This window comes from Baekduia sp., from assembly GCF_035318805.1.
Lineage (GTDB): Bacteria > Actinomycetota > Thermoleophilia > Solirubrobacterales > Solirubrobacteraceae > Baekduia.
This window is the reverse complement of record NZ_DATHDY010000029.1, coordinates 39,655-57,653: the sequence shown is the minus strand read 5'-3', so window position 1 is coordinate 57,653 and position 17,999 is coordinate 39,655. Positions and strand designations below refer to the sequence as shown.

Below are 17,999 nucleotides of genomic sequence, written 5' to 3'. Positions count from 1 at the left end.
GTGTCGCCTGCGCGCGAAGGGCGCGGTGTGAACGGCTCGTGATCCCCCGGGCGGACGCGGCCGACGGCCCGCGTTCACAGCTCGTTCACGGGAAAGGCACCAGCGCTTCACAAGGCGAACCACACTGGCGGTCAGTCTGCCGTCCGCAGCGTGCCGCCGGAGCTCATCCGCCCTTGCACCGGCAGCGGCATCACCCCTCGAACAAGGAGTCTCCGAACATGACGACCCGCCTCCGCCGCCTCGGCGTGTGCGCGGCCTCGGTCGGCGTTCTCGCCGCCGTCGTCCCCGGCACGGCCTCGGCCACGCCCGTGATCACCCTGAGCGGCTCGACCTCGGTCGCGCCCCTCGCGACCCTGCTGGCCAAGTCCTACGTCAAGTCCCACCCCGGCAAGGTGAAGTTCAAGCTGGCCCAGGGCGGTTCCGACGTGGGCATCGCCGACGTCGGCGCCGGTCGCGTGACCATCGGCATGTCCTCGCGTGACCCCAAGTCCGGCGATCCGAGCGGCATCTTCTTCAACAAGATCGCCCGCGACGCCATCTGCCTGGTCACCAACCCCGGCAACCCGCTGGCCAACCTGTCGCAGAGCACGATCCAGTCGATCTTCGCCGGCGACATCCGCGACTGGGGCCAGGTCCCCGGCGCCGCCATCACCGGCACGATCGACCTCGTCGGCCGCACCGCCGCCTCCGGCACCCAGGACGCCTTCCAGAAGATCTTCATGGGGAGCAAGACGGTCACCTCGTCGATCGCGGCGAAGGCCTCCAACGGGCTGGTCCAGCAGGCCGTGCAGACCGACAAGAACGCCATCGGCTACGTGTCGCTGGACTTCGTCAGCGGCACCAGCCAGGCGGCCTACAACGGCGTTGCCTGCAACCTGCGCAACGCCAAGTCCGGCGAGTACGGCGGCGTGCGCAACTTCTGGATGGTGACGCGTGGCCGCGCCACCGGCGTCGTCCAGAACTTCATCTCCTGGACCCAGAACAACAAGACCGCGGCGGCCATCGTGGGCCAGCACTGGGTGCCGCTGAAGTAATGCTGCAGCGGCTGCGACAGCCGTGGCCGGACCAGCGCGCCGAGCGAATGCTCGGCGCGCTGGCGTGCGCCGTGCTGCTCACGATCGTGTTGATGGTCGTCTTCGTCGCGCAGGAGGCGTGGCCGACGTTCCGCCACAACGGCCTGTCGTGGCTGCTCCCAGGCGGCAACGTCGACGAGCAGATCGGCAAGATGGTCAACGGCGGCCACGACTACCACCTCCGCGCCTGGCCGCTGATCTGGGGCACGGTCCTCACGACCGGCCTGGCCGTCGCCTTCGGCCTCGTCTTCGCGGTGTTCGCGTCGATCTTCATCGTCGAGTTCGCGCCCGACCGCCTGCGCGCGATCATCGTCCCCGTGGTGCGGCTGCTGGCGGCCGTGCCGTCGGTCATCTTCGGCCTCATCGGCATCCTCGTCCTGGTGCCGTTCGTGGGCAGCCACGTCGTGACGGCCGGTCAGAAGAAGTCCGTGGAGTTCGTCGTGCAGCTGAGCGGCGCGAGCCTGCTCGTGGCCGTCGTGATCCTCACGGTGATGATCGTGCCGATCATGATCGCGATCATCGTCGATGCGCTCTACGCCGTCCCACGCGGCTGGAAGGAGGGCGCCGTCGCCCTCGGCGTCAACCGCTGGCGCGCCATGTGGACCGTCAGCGTCCGTGCCGCCCGGCCGGCCATCATCGCCGCCGCGGTGCTGGCCACCGCCCGCGCGCTGGGCGAGGCCATCATGTTGTCCATGGTCTCGGGCTCGGTGGGGTTCGCGCCCAATCCGTTCGACGGCCCGCTCTTCCTGCTCGAGCCGCTGCGTCCGCTCGCGTCGACGATCGTCGAGGACGCCGAGTCGCTGCAGGCGCCCGCGGTGCGCTCGAGCATCTATGCCTTCGCGCTGCTGCTGCTGTTCTCGAGCCTGTTCCTCTCGCTGGCCGGCTTCCTGGCCAAGCAGCCGATGAAGAAGTACGGAGCGCGCATCTGATGTCGGTCACCCATCCGCGCACGCTCGACGAGCTGCCGCACGGCGGCTTCGGCGTGGATCAGTCGCCGCGCGGAGGCGGTGGCTCGGGCCGCAAGCGCAAGAGCTATGACTCGATCTCGACCTGGCGCTGGACCGACCGCATCGCCTACGGGCTCTGCTGGGCGGCGGGCATCGGGCTCTGCCTGATCGCCGCGCTGATCGTCGGCTACATGGCGGTGCGCGGCGTGCAGTACCTGAAGCCGAGCCTGCTGTGGTCGCACCCCAGCGGCGAGGTCGACCAGTCGAAGTCCGGCGGCTTCCTGGACCCGATCCTCGGCACGATGCTGCTGACGCTCATCGGCATCGGCATCGCGACGCCGGTCGCGGTGGCCACCGCGGTGTGGGTCGTCGAGTATGGCCGCCCGAGCTGGCTGGCGCGCGCCGTCGAGTCGGGCATCGAGGTCGTCGCCGGCACGCCCGACATCGTCCTGGCGATCTTCGGCCTGGCGCTGTTCCAGCACAGCCTGTTCGGCTGGATGTCGTTCACCGCCGAGGGCGGCGCGGTCTTCGGCCGGTCGTTCCTCACCGCGGGAGCGATGATGTCGCTCATCGCGCTGCCGATGGTCTACGGCGCCACGCGCGAGGGATTGCAGTCCATCCCGCGCCACGTGCGCGAGGCCTCCTACGGCCTCGGCAAGACGCGGATCGCCACGATCCGCCGCGTGCTCCTGCCGGCGGTCAAGCCGAACATCTCGACCGGCGCGGCCCTGGGGATGGGCCGCATCGCGGGGGACACGGCGATCGTCGTGGTCCTGCTCGGCGCGACGTTGCGCCTCGAGCACGAGGGCTCCATCCCCGGAGCCAACATCGTGAAGGGCACGGGCTCGACGCTGACGAGCTACGTGTACAACAACTCCCCGGCTGGTGAGGGCAACGCGGCGGAGAAGGCCTACGCCGCCGCGTTCGTGCTGCTCCTCATCGTGGTGGGGCTCAACTTCGCCGTCGACCTCCTCGCGCGCCGCGGCGCGCAGACCGGGCTCGAGGGCACGCGCCTGGGAGCAGGTCGATGATCACCGACGACAGGACCACGGACGTGTCGACCGAGACGCCGGGGGCGAGCGGCCCTCCGCCCCCGATCCGCAGGATCGTCGTCGACGCGCCGCCGACGATCGCCCCCGCCGCCCACGCGCCGGCCGGCCACGCGGCCACCAGCGCGGCGCGCGCGCACGCGCGAGGCGAGCCCGGTCCGGAGCGCATGGCGCTGGACGGGCTGTCGGTGTTCTACGGTGACAACGAGGCCGTCAAGTCGGTGTCGCTGTCGATCCGCCTCGGTGAGGTGCTCGCGCTGATCGGCCCGTCGGGCTGCGGCAAGACCACGCTGCTGCGCACCCTGAACCGGCTCACCGAGCTGACGCCGGGCGCCCGCCGCGGCGGCACGATCCTCCTCGACGGCATCGACGTCGACGACCTCGAAGTCACCACGCTGCGCCGGCGCGTGTCGATGGTCTTCCAGCAGCCCAACCCGTTCCCGATGTCGATCTTCGACAACGTGGCCTACGCGCTGCGCGAGCAGGCCCGCAAGCGGCCGGGTCGCTCCGTCGTCGCGCCGCTGGTCGAGGACGCGCTGCGGCGCGCCGGCCTGTGGGACGAGGTCAAGGACAAGCTCGACGATCCGGCGCTGCGCCTCTCCGGCGGCCAGCAGCAGCGGCTCTGCATCGCCCGTGCGATCGCCACGCGCCCCGAGGTGCTGCTGATGGACGAGCCGTGCTCGGCGCTCGACCCGCGCTCCACGCAGGTCATCGAGCAGCTCATCGGCGAGCTGCGCGAGGACCTGGCGATCGTGATCGTCACCCACAACATGCAGCAGGCGCGTCGGGTGGGGGACAAGGTCGCGTTCATGTACCTCGGCGATCTCGTGGAGTACGGCCCCGCCGAGCAGATCTTCGAGGCTCCGCAGGCCCAGCGCACGCGCGACTACGTCCGCGGGGCGTTCGGGTGAACCACCGCCGTCCGCTCGCCCTGGGCCTGGCGGCGCTGGCCCCGCTGGCGCTCGGCGGCTGCCTCGGCGTCCAGACGACGCCCGAGAAGAGCGCGGCGAAGGCCAAGGTCGCGAGCCGGCGGCTGGCCGACGAGCAGAAGGGCCAGACCGTGGGCAAGGCCAACGCGAAGGTCAAGGTCGAGCTCGCCGCGGTGGTCCAGGACGCCAACGGCGTGGCCGCGGTCGTGCGGGTCAAGAACACCGGCCCGGCGCAGGTCACGCTGCCGGTGGGCGTCACGGTCTCCGACGCCAAGGGCAAGAAGCTGTACGCCAACGACGTCCCCGGCCTCGACCCGTCGCTGACCTCGCTGTCGGCGCTCCGCGCCGGCGAGGAGAGCTACTGGGTCAACAACCAGATCCTCGTGGCCGGCAAGGCGGCCAAGGCCGTCGCCCAGATCGGCCGGGCCAAGGGCAAGGCCGGCGCAACGCTGCCCAAGATCACGCTGTCGGCGATCCGGGTGGGTCGCGATCAGGACGGCGTCTACGCCAGGGGCGAGATCCGCAACGACTCGCCGGTCGCCCAGACGCGGCTGACCGTGGCCTGCGTGGCGGCCGACGGCGGCAAGGTCGTGGCGGCCGGGCGCGCCGTCGTCGAGCGCCTCCCGCCGGCGGCCGAGGCCAAGAAGCCGACCGCCTTCACCGTGTTCTTCATCGGCGACCCGAAGGGCGCGAAGCTCGACTGCTCCGCCCCGCCGACCGTCCTCTCAGGAGGGACCTCGAAGTGACCGACCCCAACCGCCCGCTGCTCGGGGAGCCCAACGCGCCGTGCCGCACCTGCGGCGCTCCGCTGGCGGCCGATCAGCGCTACTGCCTGCAGTGCGGCAACCGCCGCGCCGAGGCTCGCCTGCCGTTCCTCGACATCCTGGCGCGGCAGAGCGGCGCCGGGGAGCGCGGCGCTCGCCCGCCCGTCACCGAGACGACGACGCGCACCGGCGCCGGCGCCTGGCTGGGCCGGATGGGCACGAACGCCGCCGCGGTCGCGGGCGTCGCCTGCCTGCTGCTGGCGCTCGGGGTCGGCGTGCTGATCGGCGGCCTCGGCGACGGCGGCTCGGCCAACGCCGGCACGCCGCAGATCATCACGGTGGGCGGGGGCGCCGTGGCGCCGCAGGCGGCTCCGTCGACCACCGCGCCGCCGACGACCACGACGCCCGACGCCGGCGCGACCGGCACGACCCCCAAGCAGGGAGCGAGCAAGGCCGGCAAGAGCTCGGCCGCGTCGTCGGCCAAGCAGTCCAAGGCCACCAACAGCGCGCTGAAGAGCCTCGACAGCTCCTCGGGTGGCGACTACGCCAAGAAGTCCAAGAAGCTGCCCAAGACCCTCGGGACCGGCGGCGCCCCGCCGCCGGTGGACAAGAGCGTGCCCGCCGGCGGCGGCAGCGACGTCCAGTCGATCGGATAGCGAGCACCGACATGAGCACCACTCCAGACATCCACGCCGAGCTGCGGCGCCGGCGCGACGAGCTGGCCGAGAAGGTCGCGACCCTGCACTGGGACCTCGGCGGCCTGACCTACGAGATGGCGATCCGCGATCACTTCCGGCTCGACGTCCTCGTGCGCAAGGCCGCCGAGCTGCAGGACGCCGACGCCGAGCTCGGCGAGGTCGAGCGCCTCGTGGCCGAGGTCGACCAGGGCGTCGGCGGCCAGTGCCGCGCGTGCGGCGCCCCGCACAGCCGCGGCGCCGCGTACTGCTGGCGCTGCGGACAGCCGCTGATGCTGCAGGCGCAGTCGACGCTCGTCGGCGCGGCCGTCGTGCCGGCGCCGGCCGGTCTCCCCGCCGGCTCCGCGGCGGCCTCCCCGCCGCCCCCGGCACGCGCGCTCAGCGACCAGACGACGACGCCCGGGTAGCCGGCGCCGCGCCGCGCCGCGTCAGGCGCCCTGCGGCGGCCGGCCGTGCACCGCGAGCGCCTGGTTGGCGTACGCGGGGTCGCCGGTGACGTCGCGCCCGGCCCACGGCGGCGGCGTCCATGCGCCCGCCGCCCGCTCGTCGTCGAACTCGACCTCGAGCGTCGCCAGGCCCTCGAGCGGACCGGCGTAGACGTCGAGCTCCAGCACCACGCCCGGCCCGACCTCGCACGAGTGACGGACCTTGACGACCCGCCGGCCCGCGGTCAGCGGCCACAGCCGCTCGAACGCCGCTGGGTCGAGCTCCAGCTCCTCCTCGACGCGCCGCAGCCCCGGCGCCGACTTCACCGTCAGCCGCGCGCGGCCGCCGGCGCCGCCGTGGCGCCGCACCCGCACCTCGGCCTCGTCGGTGATCGCGACGTAGCCCTGCTCGAGCTCCTCGGCGTCCCACGCGCCCAGGTCGCCGGGCAGCTCGTCGACCAGCAGCTTGCGCTCGATCTCCACGCCTACGGCACCCCTACCGGCGGCGCTTGCGGCGCTTGAGGGTGATGCCCTCGAGCACGTGGGCGACCTTCTCGCAGGCGTCGATCGACTGCTCGAGCGTCTCGAAGATGTCCTTCCACCGGATGACCACCATGGGGTCGATGCCGGTGGCGAAGAGGGAGGCGACGGCCTCGCGGCCGAGCCGGTCGCCCTCGTTCTCCAGGCGATGGATCTCGACCAGGTGGGGCGCCATCTCCGACCCCGAGCGCAGGCACCGCAGCGCCTGGGCGACCTGGTCGCCCGCGCCGACGAGCACCTCGGCGATCAGCGCCGCCTGCTCCATCGGCGCCTCGACGCCGTAGAGCGACAGCTCGTCGGCGGCCTGCTCGGCGAAGTCGACGATGTCGTCGAGCGTCGTCGCGAGCTGGTGGCCGTCGGAGGGGTCCAGCGGCGGGCGGCCGGCGCGGGCGGGCGGGCTCCGATTCAGGCGGTGGATGATGTCGTGCGTGATGCGGTCGCCCTCCTGCTCGGAGAGCAGCAGGTCGCGGGCGAGGTCTGCGCGCTCGGGGTAGTCGGCGAGCAGGTCGCGCAGCAGCAGCGTCGCGCGCTGGACGTTGCGTCCAGACTCCTCGAAAAGGTCGAGGACCCCCGTGTCGGTCGTGCGAAACAGCGCCATCCGAGATCGAGCCTAGCTCGTGCGGTGCACCGTCGACAGGCGTTCACCGCTCGTTCACAACGGATTCACCGGACGGTAACGGCACGTGGGCGCCGGCGCGGGAGCCTGCCCGGGATGGAGGCTGCGCACACAGACGACGTGTTGTACGCGGGAGAGCTGGAGATCCGCCCGGGTGACGGGTTGGTCCTGGCGGCCGGCCGGGCGTTGACGCTCTCGGTTCGCGAGTTCGGGCTGCTCGTGGCGCTCATGCAGCGCGCGGGCCGCATCGTCTCCCGGGGCGAGCTGTACACGCTCGTGTGGGGCAGCGAGCTGCGCGACGGCGATCGCTCGATCGACGTCTACGTGCACAAGCTGCGCGTGAAGCTCGAGACCGCGCTGCCGGCGTGGGCGTTCATCCACACCCATGTGGGGTTCGGATACCGCTTCTCGCCCGAGGCTTCACACGTCTTTCACAACTCGACCACACCGCGATAACAGGATGTGGTCGTTGCCGCGTCAGCCTGCCGCGCGACAACGAGATAAGGAGCACCGAGAAATGACCCCCCGAATCCTTCCCGCCGCGATGGCGGCCTGCGCGCTGGCCACCGGCCTCGCGGCCTGCGGCAGCGACGACAGCAACTCGAGCGCGTCGTCCGGTGGCACCAGCACCTCCACCGCTTCCACGGTCAAGGCGACGCTCAACGGCGCCGGCTCCACGTTCGCCGCGCCCATCTACCAGCAGGTCGGCGCCGATCTGAAGGACAAGGGCCTGACCATCAACTACCAGGGCGTCGGCTCCGGCGCCGGCGTCTCGCAGTTCGCCGCCGGCACGGTCGACTTCGCGGGCTCCGACCCGGCGCTGGCCGACGCGGACAAGGCCGCCATCAACAAGGGCGAGCCGATCCAGATCCCGTTCGCGCTCGGCGCGATCACGGCGTCGTACAAGGTCAGCGGCGTCGACACCGGCCTGAAGCTCGACGGCGCGACGCTGGCCAAGATCTACCTCGGCAAGATCACGTCCTGGGACGACGCGGCGATCAAGGCGCAGAACCCTGACGCGACCCTGCCGTCGACCAAGATCACCGTCATCCACCGCTCGGACTCCTCGGGCACGACGAAGGGCTTCACGCAGTTCCTGGCCAACTACTCGCCGGAGTGGAAGGGCGGCCCGGGCGTGGACAAGGACATCAAGTGGCCGACGGGCACCGGCGCCAAGGGCAACGACGGCGTCGCCGCCGCCGTCAAGCAGACCGACGGCGCGATCGGCTACGTCGAGCAGGCCTACGCGCTCCAGAACGGCTTCACGTTCGCTGACGTCAAGAACAAGTCGGGCGCGTACGTCGCGCCGACGCTGGAGTCGACCTCGGCCGCCGCTGAGGGCATCGACATCCCGGCCGATCTCGGCGTCTCGACGATCGACGCCCCCGGCGCGGCCGCCTACCCGATCGTCTCGCAGACGTTCGCGATCGCCTACAAGGACGGCTGCAAGGCGGGCCTGGACAAGGACAAGGCCACCGGCCTGAAGACGTTCTTCAACTACCTGCTCAACGACGGCCAGGCGACCATCAAGAAGCTCTCCTACGCGCCGATCCCCGACAGCCTGAAGGCCAAGGACCAGGCGGTCGTCGACGCGATGCAGTGCAATGGCGCCGCGATCGGGAGCTGATGGCAGCTACGGCACCTGACGTCCGCCCCGGCGGCCGCTCCATCCTGGAGCGGTCGCCGTCGGCGCGCCGCGCGGACCCGCTGTTCCGCTCGATCCTGATGACGCTGGCGGGGCTCATCCTCGCGCTGATCGCGTTCTTCTTCGTCTACCTCGTCGCCAAGGCGCAGCCGGCGCTCAGCCACCAGGGCGTCTTCTCGTTCCTGTTCACCAACGACTGGAACCCCTCCAAGGCGATCTTCGGCGCGTGGCCGCTGGTCGTCGGCACGCTGATCACCGCGGCCATCGCGCTGGTCATCGGCGTGCCGATCGCGGTCGCCACCGCGCTGTTCATCACCGAGCTGGCGCCGCGCCGCGTGCGCAGCCCGCTCGTGGTCCTCGTCGAGCTGCTCGCCGCCGTCCCGTCGGTCGTCTACGGCCTGTGGGGGATCTTCGTGTTGATCCCCAAGCTCAAGCCGGCCGAGCAGTGGTTCTCCGACACGTTCAGCTTCCTGCCCTTCGTCGGCGGCAACGTCGCCGGCCCCAACTACTTCATCGCCGGCCTGATCCTGGCGATCATGATCCTGCCGATCGTCTCCGCGATCTCGCGCGAGGTCATCTCGACGGTGCCGGCGGACCTCAAGGAGGCGTCGCTCGCGCTCGGCGCGACGCGCTGGGAGATGATCCGGATGGCCGTGCTGCCCTACGCGCGCTCGGGTATCACCGGCGCCGCGATGCTCGGCCTGGGCCGCGCGATCGGCGAGACCATCGCCGTGACGCTGGTCATCGGCAACTCGCCGACGATCGGCAAGCAGATCTTCGACCAGGGCTACACGCTGGCCGCGGTCATCGCCAACGAGTTCGGCGAGGCGGCCAACGACAAGGTCCACGCCGGCGCGCTGTTCGCCGCGGGCCTCGTGCTGTTCGTCCTGACGCTCGGCATCAACTTCGCCGCCCGCGCGCTCGTGCGGCGGGCGGAAGGCAAGGGCAGCAGCGTCAAGGCCGTCCCCGGGGGGCACGCATGAGCGCGCTCGCGCAGCTGACGCCGCGGCGTCGCGTCACCGACCGCGTGATGCGCGCCGTCCTGGCGCTGGGCACGTTCATCGCGCTGATCCCGCTCGTCGCGGTCATCTACTACCTGCTGAGCAAGGGCCTCGGCGCGTGGTCGCTGGACTTCTTCACCAAGGACCCGACCGGCAACTTCCTCGGCGACCAGGGCGGCGTCAAGAGCGCGATCCTCGGCACCGTCGAGATGGTCGCGCTGGCCTCGCTCATCGCGATCCCGTTCGGCTGGGGCGTCGCCCTCTATCTCGTCGAGTACGGCCGCAAGGGCCGCTTCGCCTCCACGGTGCGCTACTTCGTGGACGTCATGACGGGCGTCCCGTCGATCGTCTTCGGGCTGTTCATCTACGTGACGCTCGTGCTCGCCGGCTGGGGTGGGAGCTCCTTCGCCGGCTGGAAGGGCTCGATGGCCCTGGCGCTGCTGATGCTGCCGGTCGTGACCCGGGCGGCCGAGGTCGTGCTGCTGCTCGTGCCCGACGGCCTGCGCGAGGCGGCGCTCGCCCTGGGGACGCCGCGCTGGCGGGTGACGATGCGCGTCGTGCTGCCGACCGCGCTGCCGGGCCTCGTCACCGGCTCGCTGCTGGCGGTCGCGCGCGCGGCGGGCGAGACCGCGCCGCTGCTGTTCACCGCGGCGATCGTCAACGGCACGACGTTCAACCTCGGGGAGCGCATGAACTCGCTGCCCGTGCAGATCTACACTGACGTCTCGTCCCCCAACGACGCGCTCGTGCAACGGGCGTGGGGCTCGGCGCTCGCGCTGGTGTCCCTCATCCTGCTCACCACCCTCGTCGCGCGGCTGGCGTCGCGCAGGAGCCGTCTCTCGTGACCGACCGGGACCTCAAGACCATGGACGACCAGCGCACCACTCCCGACGGCTCCGGCGCACCGCGCGCCCCCCTGCCCAACCGCTCGACCTCGGGTGCGGTCGGCGCGAGCGACGCGCCGGCGCGCGAGGTGGAGCAGGCCGCTCCCGGCATCGCGGTGACCGACCTCGACGCCTACTACGGCGCCGCCCACGCGATCAAGGGCGTCTCCATCGACTACGCCCCCAACAGGGTCACGGCGATGATCGGTCCGTCGGGCTCGGGCAAGTCCACCGTGTTGCGGTGCCTGAACCGCATGCACGAGGAGATCCCCGGCGCCCGCGCGACCGGTCAGGTGCTCCTCGACACCGAGGACATCTACGGATCGAGCGTCGACGTCGTGGCCGTCCGGCGCGCCATCGGCATGGTCTTCCAGAAGCCCAACCCGTTCCCGACGATGTCGATCTTCGACAACGTCGCGGCGGGCCTGAAGCTCAACGGGATCAAGGGCGTCGACCTCAAGCAGCGCGTCGAGGACTCGCTGCGCGGCGCCGGCCTGTGGGAGGAGGTCAAGGACCGGCTCGCCGAGCCGGGCATCGGCCTCTCCGGCGGCCAGCAGCAGCGCCTGTGCATCGCCCGCACGATCGCCGTCGAGCCGCAGGTCATCCTCATGGACGAGCCCTGCTCGGCCCTGGACCCGATCGCGACGCTGAAGATCGAGGAGCTGATCGACGATCTCAAGCAGCGCTTCACGATCATCATCGTCACGCACAACATGCAGCAGGCGGCGCGCGTCGCCGACACGACCGCGTTCTTCCTGGCGGGCGAGCTGGTCGAGCACGCGCCGACCGACAAGGTGTTCACCAATCCGGGCGACGAGCGCACCGAGCAGTACGTCACCGGGAAGTTCGGGTGATGGCCGAGCGCACGCGACAGCACTTCGCCGACGAGCTGCGCCGCGTCGAGGCCCAGGGCCTCGGCGGCCTCGACCTGGTCGTGCAGCAGCTCGACCGCGTGCTGGAGGCGCTCGAGCACCAGGACGTCGAGCTCGCCGCGATGGTCATCGCCAACGACGACCTGATCGACGGGCGCTACCTCGAGGTCCATCAGGGCCTGCTGTCGCTGTTCGCGCTGCAGGCGCCGGTCGCGGGCGACCTGCGCATCGTCGCGGCCATGCTGCACGTGATGAAGAACATCGAGCGGATGGGCGACCAGTGCGTCAACATCGCCAAGACGATCCCGCTGACCGGCCACGAGCCGCCGGTGCGCAAGGAGGTCCTGGAGCGGATCCTGCGCATGGGCCGCGCGGCCCGCACCGAGGTCGGCCAGGCCAAGGTGGCGTTCGCGACGCGCGACGTCGCGCTGGCCGAGGACCTGGTCCGCCAGGACCACGGCATCAACATGCTCAACCGCGAGATCTTCCAGCTGGCGATCGACGTCGGCACCGACCCCGACACGCGCGAGTGGGCGATGCACATGGTGATGGTCGCCCGGGCGATCGAGCGCATCGGCGACAACGCCGTGGACGTCGGCGAGCAGACGGCGTTCGTGGTGACGGGGCTGTTCCGGGAGTTCTCGGACTCGTCGCATCCGCAGCCGCTGGTGTGACGCAACGGCGGATGGCCCCGCTCCGTGCGGGTTTTCGCTTGTGAAGATCCAGTGACCACGGGGCGGTTTCGGGAGACGGCCGTCGAGTCTGCCCCGTAGACTCGTCCCCCGACATGACGACCGAACGCGGCACTTCGGCGCAGCCCCTCCGGCTCGCCGTCATCGACACCGACTCGGGCTTCCTCCAGGTTCTGGACAAGCGGCTCGAGCGCCTCGGCTGGGAGCACCGCACACTCGCCTCCGCCGTGCCGGTCGAGACCATCGTGGCGATGCGCCTGAGCGCGCTCGTCATCGACCTCTCGATCCTGGGCCCCGGCGCCTGGGACTACCTGCAGCGCGTCTCCTCGGAGCTGCCGGGCCTGGGCATCGTGGTGTGCACCGGGCAGTCGACGGTCGCCCAGCGCGTCCGCGGCCTGCGCCTCGGCGCCGACGACTGGCTGTCGAAGCCGTGCCACCCCGAGGAGCTGATCGCCCGCATCGAGGCGGTCGTCCGCCGTCGCCGTCGCAGCGATGCCCGCCAGGAGCGCGGCCCGGTCGCCGCCGGCGAGCTCGAGATCCGCTCCGATCGCTTCCAGGCGTTCGTCGACAGCGCGTCCGTCGACCTGACGCGCCGGGAGTTCGAGCTGATCGAGCTGCTGGCCGGCTCCGAGGGCCGCGTGCTCGAGCGCGAGGAGATCTACCAGCGCGTGTGGGGCTACGCGATGGCCCGCGGCGATCGCTCGGTGGACGTCTTCGTGCGCAAGCTGCGCCAGAAGCTCGAGAAGGCGTCGCCGGACTGGCGCTACATCCACACGCACTTCGGCGTCGGCTACCGCTTCGCGGCCGAGCCCGTCGACGGCAGCGAGCCCGCCCGGCGCGTGGCCGAGGCCGCCGAGGCCGAGCCGGCCGACGGTCCCGCGCCCGCGACGATGCGCTTCGCGACCGACGACGACACGCTGGCGGCCGAGCTCCGCGCGCTGACGTCGTAGCGCGGGGGCGCGTCGTGCGCCGGGGGCGCCGCGCAGCGGTAGCCTTGATGGCCTCGTGAGCAACGCCACCGTCCGCAACATCCTGATCATCGTGGCGATCGCCGCCGCGGTGGCGTTCCTGCCGGGCGGCGGCCAGACCGCCGGCCTGATCGGCGGGCTGCTCTCGATCGGGATCCTGGTCATCTTCGTGTTCCTCGGGATCCGGTTCTACCGCGAGAACCGTGTCGCGATCTTCGGGCTGGGCGACCGGCATCGGGCGTTGCTGTACGGCGGGCTGGCCGCGATCGTCGTGGCGCTCGCGGGGCGCGGGAAGCTGCTCGACACGGGCGTCGGGACGCTGGTGTTCTTCGTGCTGCTGATCGCCGCGGGCGGGTCGCTGTACGCGGTGTGGAACCACCACCGGTCCTACGGGTACTGAGATGAGTTGTTCCACGGGTTCGCTGCCGCCGCTGACCGGCCCGGCCGGCGCCTGAGGCCGGGCGGGTGGGTCCGGGTTCTTGCCGATCCGACCAGGATCGGCTGCGAGATCGTGCGACCTCAGGCATCCGCCCGGACCGGCCATCGACGGGACCGCCTCGTGGAACAACCCATCTGAGGGTCGGCGCGGGCGGTCCCGGCTGATCCGCGGCACCGTCTCTCCGCAGAGTCGTCACCAGCGCGCGTAGTTCCGTCACGCGCGGAGCGCGATCGTCGACGCCATGGCGAGATCGCGCGGGGAAGAGGGCCAGGCGTCGGTCGAGTTCGTGGCGCTGCTGCCCGTGCTCGCGCTCGTCGCGCTGCTGGCGTGGCAGGCGGTCGTGGCCGGTCAGGCGTGGTGGATGGTGGGCGCGGCCGCGCGCGAGGCGGCCCGGGCCCAGGCCCTCGGCGCCGATCCTGAGGCGGCGGCGCGGGGCGTCCTGCCGGGTGCGGTGCGCGATGGCGTGGAGGTCGCGCGCGACGGCGACAGCGTGCGCGTGCGGCTCTCGGTGCCGGTCGTCGTGGGCGGTGGGGCGTCGCTCGGCACCGTCAGCGCGCGGGCGTGGATGGAGCCGCAGGCGTGAGGGGAACCTCGGGGCAGGCCAGCGTCGAGCTGCTCGGCATGGTGCCGCTGGCCGTGATCGTCGCGCTCGGCGCCGGCCAGCTGCTGGCGGCCGGCGTCGCGCGCGCGGCCGCCGACGGCGCCGCCCAGGCCGCCGCGATGGCCCTCGTCCAGGGTGGCGACCCCGCGCGTGCCGCGCGCGCCGCCGCGCCCGACTGGGCCCACGCCCGCCTGAGCGTCCACGTCTCCGGCCGCCACGTGCGCGTCCGCATCGCCCCACCGGGGCTGCTGCCCGGCACGGCCGATCTCCTCGCCGCCGGCGCCGAGGCCGACGCGGGACCGGGCTCGTGAGCGCCGCGGTGCTGACGCGGCTGCGCGACCTCTTCGTCGTGGCGGATCCCGCGGTGAGACGGCCGGTGGCAGCGGTCGCCGAGCGGGTGGTGCCGACGGCGCTCGGCGTCCTCGCGGCGCCGGCCGACGCCCCCGCGGCGGGGGCGACGCTCGGCCTGGCCGTGGCCGCCGCGGCTCGCGTGCCGTGCGTGGTCGTGTGTCGCTGGACGGGCGACGGCGGCGTGGGTGCGGCGCCGACCTCGGCGCCGGCCGTGGCGCCGGCGCGTCGCCTCGCCGCGCGGCTGGCGTCGCGGGGGCTCGCCGCGAGCGCTCGCGGTCGCCTCGTCACCGTCCTGCTTCCCGAGGCCGAGGCCGAGGCGTGCGCCGCGGCGCACCGCACGCTGGCGGCCGCCGGCGACGCCCCGTTCGTCGTGGTCGTCTCGGGCCCGCGGCCACCGGGCCTCGACCCGCTCCTCGCCGACCTGGACCGCCTGATCGTGGTCCCGCCGGCCGACGCCCCCGCCGGCCTCGAGCACCTCGCCGTGTTGGCTGCCGCTCGCCTCGGTCGCGCCACTGGAGTCCTTCGCCTGCCGGCCGAGGGCACCGCGACGCGCCGCCTCGTCCTCTCCTACGGCCTCCTGCTCTCACCAGCCCTGCGCGCCGCCGCCGGCGCCGCCCTGCGTGGCAGCGATGTGGCGTAGCGGGCCGGCGCGGGCGATGCTCCGCGGCGAGTGCGGCCAGGCGACGCTGCTGCTGCTCGGGGTCCTGCTCGCCGTGCTCGTCGGAGCCGGGGTGTTGGGGGCGCTGGCGCGGGGACTGGGCGCGCAGCAGGAGCGGCGTGGCGCCGCGGACCTCGCGGCGCTGGCCGGGGCGGAGGCCATGCGGGCCGCGCAGCCGCGGCTGTTCGAGCCCGCGGAGCTCGACCATGGCGTGCCGAACCCGCGCCACCTCGAGCGCACGGCGTACCTGGCGCTCGGCCGGACCGCGGCGGTCGCGACCGCGCGGCGCAACGGGGCGCGGCGGGTCGCCGTCGCGTTCCCGGATGCCGGCGCCATCGCGCCCAACCGGATCGCCGTCACGGTCCGTGACCCGATCCGCATCGCCGGACGGGAGGTGGTCGAGGATGCGCGGGCGGTGGCGGAGATCGCGTCTGTCACGCTGCCGAGCGCCGGGGGCGACCTCTCCGGTGAGTACGCCGGACCGCTGGCAACGCGGCAGGGGAAGCGGATGCGGCCCGACGTGGCGCTCGCGTTCGACCGCATGAGCGCCGCCGCTCGCGCCGGCGGCGTGACGTTGATCGTCACGAGCGCCTTTCGCGGCAACGCCGAGCAGGCGGCGCTCTTCGCCGCCCATCCCGATCCGAAGTGGGTCGCCCGGCCGGGGACGTCGCTCCACCGCCTCGGGACCGAGTTGGACCTCGGGCCGGCGTCGGCGTACCCGTGGCTTGCCGCGCACGCGCCGCGCTTCGGCTTCAAGTTGAGGTACAACTGGGAACCGTGGCACTTCGGCTACACGAGAGCCGCCGGCTCCCGCAGCGTCGGCTTCGGGCCGGGTGACGGGCGCAGCGGGCTGCCGTCGTTCGTCCCGGCGAGGTGGGCGCCCGCGATCGGGCGTGCGGCGCAGCGCTGGAACGTCGGAGCCGCGCTGCTCGCGGCGCAGCTCTACCAGGAGTCGGGCTTCAACCCGTTCGCGCGTTCCAGCGCGGGCGCGCTCGGCCTGGCGCAGTTCATGCCCGGCACGGCCAAGGACTACAACCTGACCGATCCCCTCGACGGCGACGCGTCCATCATGGCCCAGGCGCACCTGATGCACGACCTCCTCGCGCAGTTCGGGTCCGTGCCCCTCGCGCTCGCCGCCTACAACGCCGGCGCCGGTGCCGTCGCGGCATGCGGGTGCATCCCGTCCTTCCCCGAGACGGTCGCGTACGTCGCCGAGATCCTCGGCCTCCTGGGCGGCACGGGCGACCCGGCCGCCGCGGGCACCGGCCTCCAGGTGCGGCTGATCGCATGATGCCCGTCAACGCGCTGAAGGTCACGTCAAGGCCACCCGGCGCGCGACGCGCCCGGCCGCCAAGCTCGGCACCATCACCGCGACCTGCCACCGCCGGCGACGGCGTCATCGACACCGACGCCATCGCGTGGCGGTTCTCCTAGGGTGTAAGGGCGCCATGTCTGGGTACGAGAGCGGGCACCGGCGAGGATCCACGCGGCGCCCGGCGCCTGCCTCGGACCTTCTTCGCCGCCTCTCAAGTCCGTGCCCGACCGTCCGCACATGCCCACGGCCGACCCGCCCACACGCCCGAGCGAGACCCCTCGTCCGCGCTTCGACGCGCTGGACGGCCTGCGTGGCCTCGCCGCGCTCGGCGTGCTCGTCCTGCACGTGTGGATGTTCAGCTACGGCGACCTGCACAAGCCGCCCAAGGAGTTCCTCGACTTCCTGATCGGCGAGCTCCGCCTGGGCGTCCAGCTCTTCTTCGTCCTCTCGGGCTTCCTGATCTACCGGCCGTTCGTCGCCGCGGCGCTCGACGGGAACGCGGGTCCGCGCCTCAGGCGGTACGTCATCCGCCGCGCCGCCCGCATCCTGCCGGCCTACTGGGCGGCCCTCGCCGGCTCGTTCCTGCTGCTGCGCCACCTCGACCACCCGATGCAGATCGACGTCGCCCAGCTGCCGGTGTTCCTGCTCTTCGCCGAGAACCAGTTCGACGAGACGATCAAGCACCTCGACCCGCCGATGTGGACACTGGCCATCGAGGTGTCGTTCTACGCCGTGCTGCCGCTGATCGGCGCGCTCGCGCTGCGCCTCGGCGCGCACCGCGGCCGGCAGGCCGCGCTGACCCTCGCCGTCGTCGCGGGCGGCGCGCTGAGCATCGTCCTGGCCGTGCAGCACCACTGGCCGAAGACGCTGAGCACCTCGCTGCTGCCGCACCTCGTCGAGTTCGGCGCGGGCATGACCGCGGCCGTCCTGCTGCACCGCCGCTCGCTGACGCGGCGCGTCGCCACCACGACCCTGCTCGCGGGCGCCGCGCTGATCATCATCAACTCGGTCTGGCATGCGAAGGGGCTCGGCTCGCAGTCGGCGCGCAACCTGGTCGGCGACGCGCCCGGGATCGCCGGCATCGCGCTCGTGCTCGCCGCGCTGGTCGCCTCGCCGATCCGGGCGACGGCGCTCTCCCGTGGTCCCGCGCGCTGGCTGGGCAAGGTCTCCTACGGCGTCTACCTCGTGCACTTCCCGGTCATCGTGTTCCTGCGCGAGACGCATCGCTGGCCCGACACGCTCACGCGCCAGCTGCTCATGGTCATGGCCATCACGTTGCCCGTCGCGACGCTGAGCTGGCTGCTGCTCGAGCGCCCGGCCGTGCGCTGGGCGCAGCGCGTCACGCGCGGTCGCGCGCCCCGCCCGGCGCCTGCCGGCGCGCCCGCCGCCGAGCCCCGCCGCCAGCAGACCGGCGAGCGCCGCGCCCTGCGCCCGCAGCCCGCCGAGAGCTAGGGGAACACTGGCCCAGAGGGCCAGGTTCCCTTGCGGGTGTTCGCCCAGGGGGCGAAACCCGCGGCGCATTGGGGACCCACGCT

The 17,999-nt window shown here is 72.6% G+C and carries 22 protein-coding genes; 20 read left to right on the top strand and 2 right to left on the bottom strand.

What is annotated here, in order from left to right; all coding sequences use genetic code 11:
• Positions 1-218: 218 nt before the first annotated feature.
• The 7 genes from VK501_RS06875 to VK501_RS06845 are packed head-to-tail and all read left to right on the top strand — an operon-like array spanning position 219 to position 5,864.
• Positions 219-1,034, top strand: coding sequence for a phosphate ABC transporter substrate-binding protein (locus VK501_RS06875; protein ID WP_324335975.1), 816 nt, complete (start codon positions 219-221; stop codon positions 1,032-1,034).
• Positions 1,034-2,002, top strand: a complete 969-nt coding sequence (pstC, locus tag VK501_RS06870) for a phosphate ABC transporter permease subunit PstC (RefSeq protein ID WP_324335973.1) — start codon at positions 1,034-1,036, stop codon at positions 2,000-2,002. The genes VK501_RS06875 and pstC (VK501_RS06870) overlap by 1 nt, the downstream gene beginning before the upstream one ends.
• Positions 2,002-3,051 carry a PstC family ABC transporter permease gene (locus VK501_RS06865; RefSeq protein ID WP_324335971.1) on the top strand — a complete coding sequence of 350 codons (1,050 nt, stop codon included), beginning with the start codon at positions 2,002-2,004 and terminating at the stop codon, positions 3,049-3,051. Before pstC (VK501_RS06870) ends, VK501_RS06865 begins: the two co-directional genes overlap by 1 nt.
• On the top strand, positions 3,048-3,980 hold the full coding sequence (pstB, locus tag VK501_RS06860) for a phosphate ABC transporter ATP-binding protein PstB (protein WP_324335969.1): 933 nt from the start codon (positions 3,048-3,050) through the stop codon (positions 3,978-3,980). The genes VK501_RS06865 and pstB (VK501_RS06860) overlap by 4 nt, the downstream gene beginning before the upstream one ends.
• A complete protein-coding gene (locus tag VK501_RS06855; protein WP_324335967.1) occupies positions 3,977-4,744 on the top strand; it encodes a hypothetical protein in 768 nt (255 codons plus the stop codon). The genes pstB (VK501_RS06860) and VK501_RS06855 overlap by 4 nt, the downstream gene beginning before the upstream one ends.
• Positions 4,741-5,418: a hypothetical protein gene (locus VK501_RS06850; RefSeq protein WP_324335965.1), complete on the top strand. Its 678-nt coding sequence runs from the start codon at positions 4,741-4,743 to the stop codon at positions 5,416-5,418. The genes VK501_RS06855 and VK501_RS06850 overlap by 4 nt, the downstream gene beginning before the upstream one ends.
• Before the next feature lie 11 nt (positions 5,419-5,429).
• The gene (locus VK501_RS06845) at positions 5,430-5,864 is read left to right on the top strand and encodes a hypothetical protein (protein ID WP_324335962.1); all 435 of its coding nucleotides are present in this window, start codon (positions 5,430-5,432) and stop codon (positions 5,862-5,864) included.
• 21 nt (positions 5,865-5,885) lie between these two features.
• Here the strand turns inward: VK501_RS06845 and VK501_RS06840 are convergent, their stop codons facing one another.
• A complete protein-coding gene (locus tag VK501_RS06840) occupies positions 5,886-6,365 on the bottom strand; it encodes a CYTH domain-containing protein (RefSeq protein ID WP_324335960.1) in 480 nt (159 codons plus the stop codon).
• A 13-nt stretch (positions 6,366-6,378) separates the two neighbouring features.
• Positions 6,379-7,020: a DUF47 domain-containing protein gene (locus tag VK501_RS06835; protein WP_324335958.1), complete on the bottom strand. Its 642-nt coding sequence runs from the start codon at positions 7,018-7,020 to the stop codon at positions 6,379-6,381.
• Positions 7,021-7,134: 114 nt separating this feature from the next.
• Here VK501_RS06835 and VK501_RS06830 point away from each other — a divergent pair, with 114 nt between their 5' ends.
• The 13 genes from VK501_RS06830 (at position 7,135) to VK501_RS06770 (ending at position 17,916) form a co-directional block, all read left to right on the top strand.
• Positions 7,135-7,494 carry a response regulator transcription factor gene (locus tag VK501_RS06830; protein WP_324335956.1) on the top strand — a complete coding sequence of 120 codons (360 nt, stop codon included), beginning with the start codon at positions 7,135-7,137 and terminating at the stop codon, positions 7,492-7,494.
• Between the two features lie 61 nt (positions 7,495-7,555).
• Complete coding sequence (gene pstS / locus VK501_RS06825; protein WP_324335954.1) at positions 7,556-8,665, top strand: phosphate ABC transporter substrate-binding protein PstS; 1,110 nt, start codon at positions 7,556-7,558, stop codon at positions 8,663-8,665.
• Entirely contained in the window at positions 8,665-9,666 is a 1,002-nt protein-coding gene (gene pstC / locus VK501_RS06820; protein ID WP_324335952.1) for a phosphate ABC transporter permease subunit PstC, read from the top strand. Before pstS ends, pstC (VK501_RS06820) begins: the two co-directional genes overlap by 1 nt.
• On the top strand, positions 9,663-10,529 hold the full coding sequence (gene pstA / locus VK501_RS06815) for a phosphate ABC transporter permease PstA (protein WP_324335950.1): 867 nt from the start codon (positions 9,663-9,665) through the stop codon (positions 10,527-10,529). The genes pstC (VK501_RS06820) and pstA overlap by 4 nt, the downstream gene beginning before the upstream one ends.
• Positions 10,526-11,422 carry a phosphate ABC transporter ATP-binding protein PstB gene (pstB, locus tag VK501_RS06810; RefSeq protein ID WP_324335948.1) on the top strand — a complete coding sequence of 299 codons (897 nt, stop codon included), beginning with the start codon at positions 10,526-10,528 and terminating at the stop codon, positions 11,420-11,422. Before pstA ends, pstB (VK501_RS06810) begins: the two co-directional genes overlap by 4 nt.
• Positions 11,422-12,114, top strand: a complete 693-nt coding sequence (gene phoU / locus VK501_RS06805; protein ID WP_324335946.1) for a phosphate signaling complex protein PhoU — start codon at positions 11,422-11,424, stop codon at positions 12,112-12,114. Before pstB (VK501_RS06810) ends, phoU begins: the two co-directional genes overlap by 1 nt.
• Positions 12,115-12,227: 113 nt before the next feature.
• Positions 12,228-13,082, top strand: a complete 855-nt coding sequence (locus VK501_RS06800) for a response regulator transcription factor (protein ID WP_324335945.1) — start codon at positions 12,228-12,230, stop codon at positions 13,080-13,082.
• A 55-nt stretch (positions 13,083-13,137) separates the two neighbouring features.
• Positions 13,138-13,500, top strand: coding sequence for a hypothetical protein (locus tag VK501_RS06795; protein WP_324335943.1), 363 nt, complete (start codon positions 13,138-13,140; stop codon positions 13,498-13,500).
• A gap of 280 nt (positions 13,501-13,780) precedes the next feature.
• Entirely contained in the window at positions 13,781-14,122 is a 342-nt protein-coding gene (locus tag VK501_RS06790; RefSeq protein ID WP_324335941.1) for a TadE/TadG family type IV pilus assembly protein, read from the top strand.
• Complete coding sequence (locus VK501_RS06785; protein ID WP_324335939.1) at positions 14,119-14,451, top strand: hypothetical protein; 333 nt, start codon at positions 14,119-14,121, stop codon at positions 14,449-14,451. Before VK501_RS06790 ends, VK501_RS06785 begins: the two co-directional genes overlap by 4 nt.
• Positions 14,448-15,131 (top strand): hypothetical protein, encoded by a 684-nt coding sequence (locus VK501_RS06780; RefSeq protein WP_324335937.1) that lies wholly within the window; start codon positions 14,448-14,450, stop codon positions 15,129-15,131. Before VK501_RS06785 ends, VK501_RS06780 begins: the two co-directional genes overlap by 4 nt.
• 16 nt (positions 15,132-15,147) lie before the next feature.
• Positions 15,148-16,440 carry a M15 family metallopeptidase gene (locus tag VK501_RS06775; protein WP_324335935.1) on the top strand — a complete coding sequence of 431 codons (1,293 nt, stop codon included), beginning with the start codon at positions 15,148-15,150 and terminating at the stop codon, positions 16,438-16,440.
• A gap of 261 nt (positions 16,441-16,701) precedes the next feature.
• A complete protein-coding gene (locus VK501_RS06770; protein ID WP_324335933.1) occupies positions 16,702-17,916 on the top strand; it encodes an acyltransferase in 1,215 nt (404 codons plus the stop codon).
• Positions 17,917-17,999: the final 83 nt, after the last annotated feature.

What these genes read in the sequence shown, in the direction of transcription:
- VK501_RS06835 (WP_324335958.1), bottom strand. Translation starts at nt 7,020, where the DNA reads ATGGCGCTGTTTCGCACGACCGACACGGGGGTCCTCGACCTTTTCGAG.
- pstS (WP_324335954.1), top strand. Translation starts at nt 7,556, where the DNA reads ATGACCCCCCGAATCCTTCCCGCCGCGATGGCGGCCTGCGCGCTGGCC.
- pstC (WP_324335973.1), top strand. Translation starts at nt 1,034, where the DNA reads ATGCTGCAGCGGCTGCGACAGCCGTGGCCGGACCAGCGCGCCGAGCGA.
- pstB (WP_324335969.1), top strand. Translation starts at nt 3,048, where the DNA reads ATGATCACCGACGACAGGACCACGGACGTGTCGACCGAGACGCCGGGG.
- VK501_RS06800 (WP_324335945.1), top strand. Translation starts at nt 12,228, where the DNA reads ATGACGACCGAACGCGGCACTTCGGCGCAGCCCCTCCGGCTCGCCGTC.
- pstC (WP_324335952.1), top strand. Translation starts at nt 8,665, where the DNA reads ATGGCAGCTACGGCACCTGACGTCCGCCCCGGCGGCCGCTCCATCCTG.
- VK501_RS06790 (WP_324335941.1), top strand. Translation starts at nt 13,781, where the DNA reads ATGGCGAGATCGCGCGGGGAAGAGGGCCAGGCGTCGGTCGAGTTCGTG.
- VK501_RS06865 (WP_324335971.1), top strand. Translation starts at nt 2,002, where the DNA reads ATGTCGGTCACCCATCCGCGCACGCTCGACGAGCTGCCGCACGGCGGC.
- VK501_RS06845 (WP_324335962.1), top strand. Translation starts at nt 5,430, where the DNA reads ATGAGCACCACTCCAGACATCCACGCCGAGCTGCGGCGCCGGCGCGAC.
- pstA (WP_324335950.1), top strand. Translation starts at nt 9,663, where the DNA reads ATGAGCGCGCTCGCGCAGCTGACGCCGCGGCGTCGCGTCACCGACCGC.
- VK501_RS06830 (WP_324335956.1), top strand. Translation starts at nt 7,135, where the DNA reads ATGGAGGCTGCGCACACAGACGACGTGTTGTACGCGGGAGAGCTGGAG.
- VK501_RS06875 (WP_324335975.1), top strand. Translation starts at nt 219, where the DNA reads ATGACGACCCGCCTCCGCCGCCTCGGCGTGTGCGCGGCCTCGGTCGGC.
- VK501_RS06770 (WP_324335933.1), top strand. Translation starts at nt 16,702, where the DNA reads ATGCCCACGGCCGACCCGCCCACACGCCCGAGCGAGACCCCTCGTCCG.
- phoU (WP_324335946.1), top strand. Translation starts at nt 11,422, where the DNA reads ATGGCCGAGCGCACGCGACAGCACTTCGCCGACGAGCTGCGCCGCGTC.
- VK501_RS06775 (WP_324335935.1), top strand. Translation starts at nt 15,148, where the DNA reads ATGCTCCGCGGCGAGTGCGGCCAGGCGACGCTGCTGCTGCTCGGGGTC.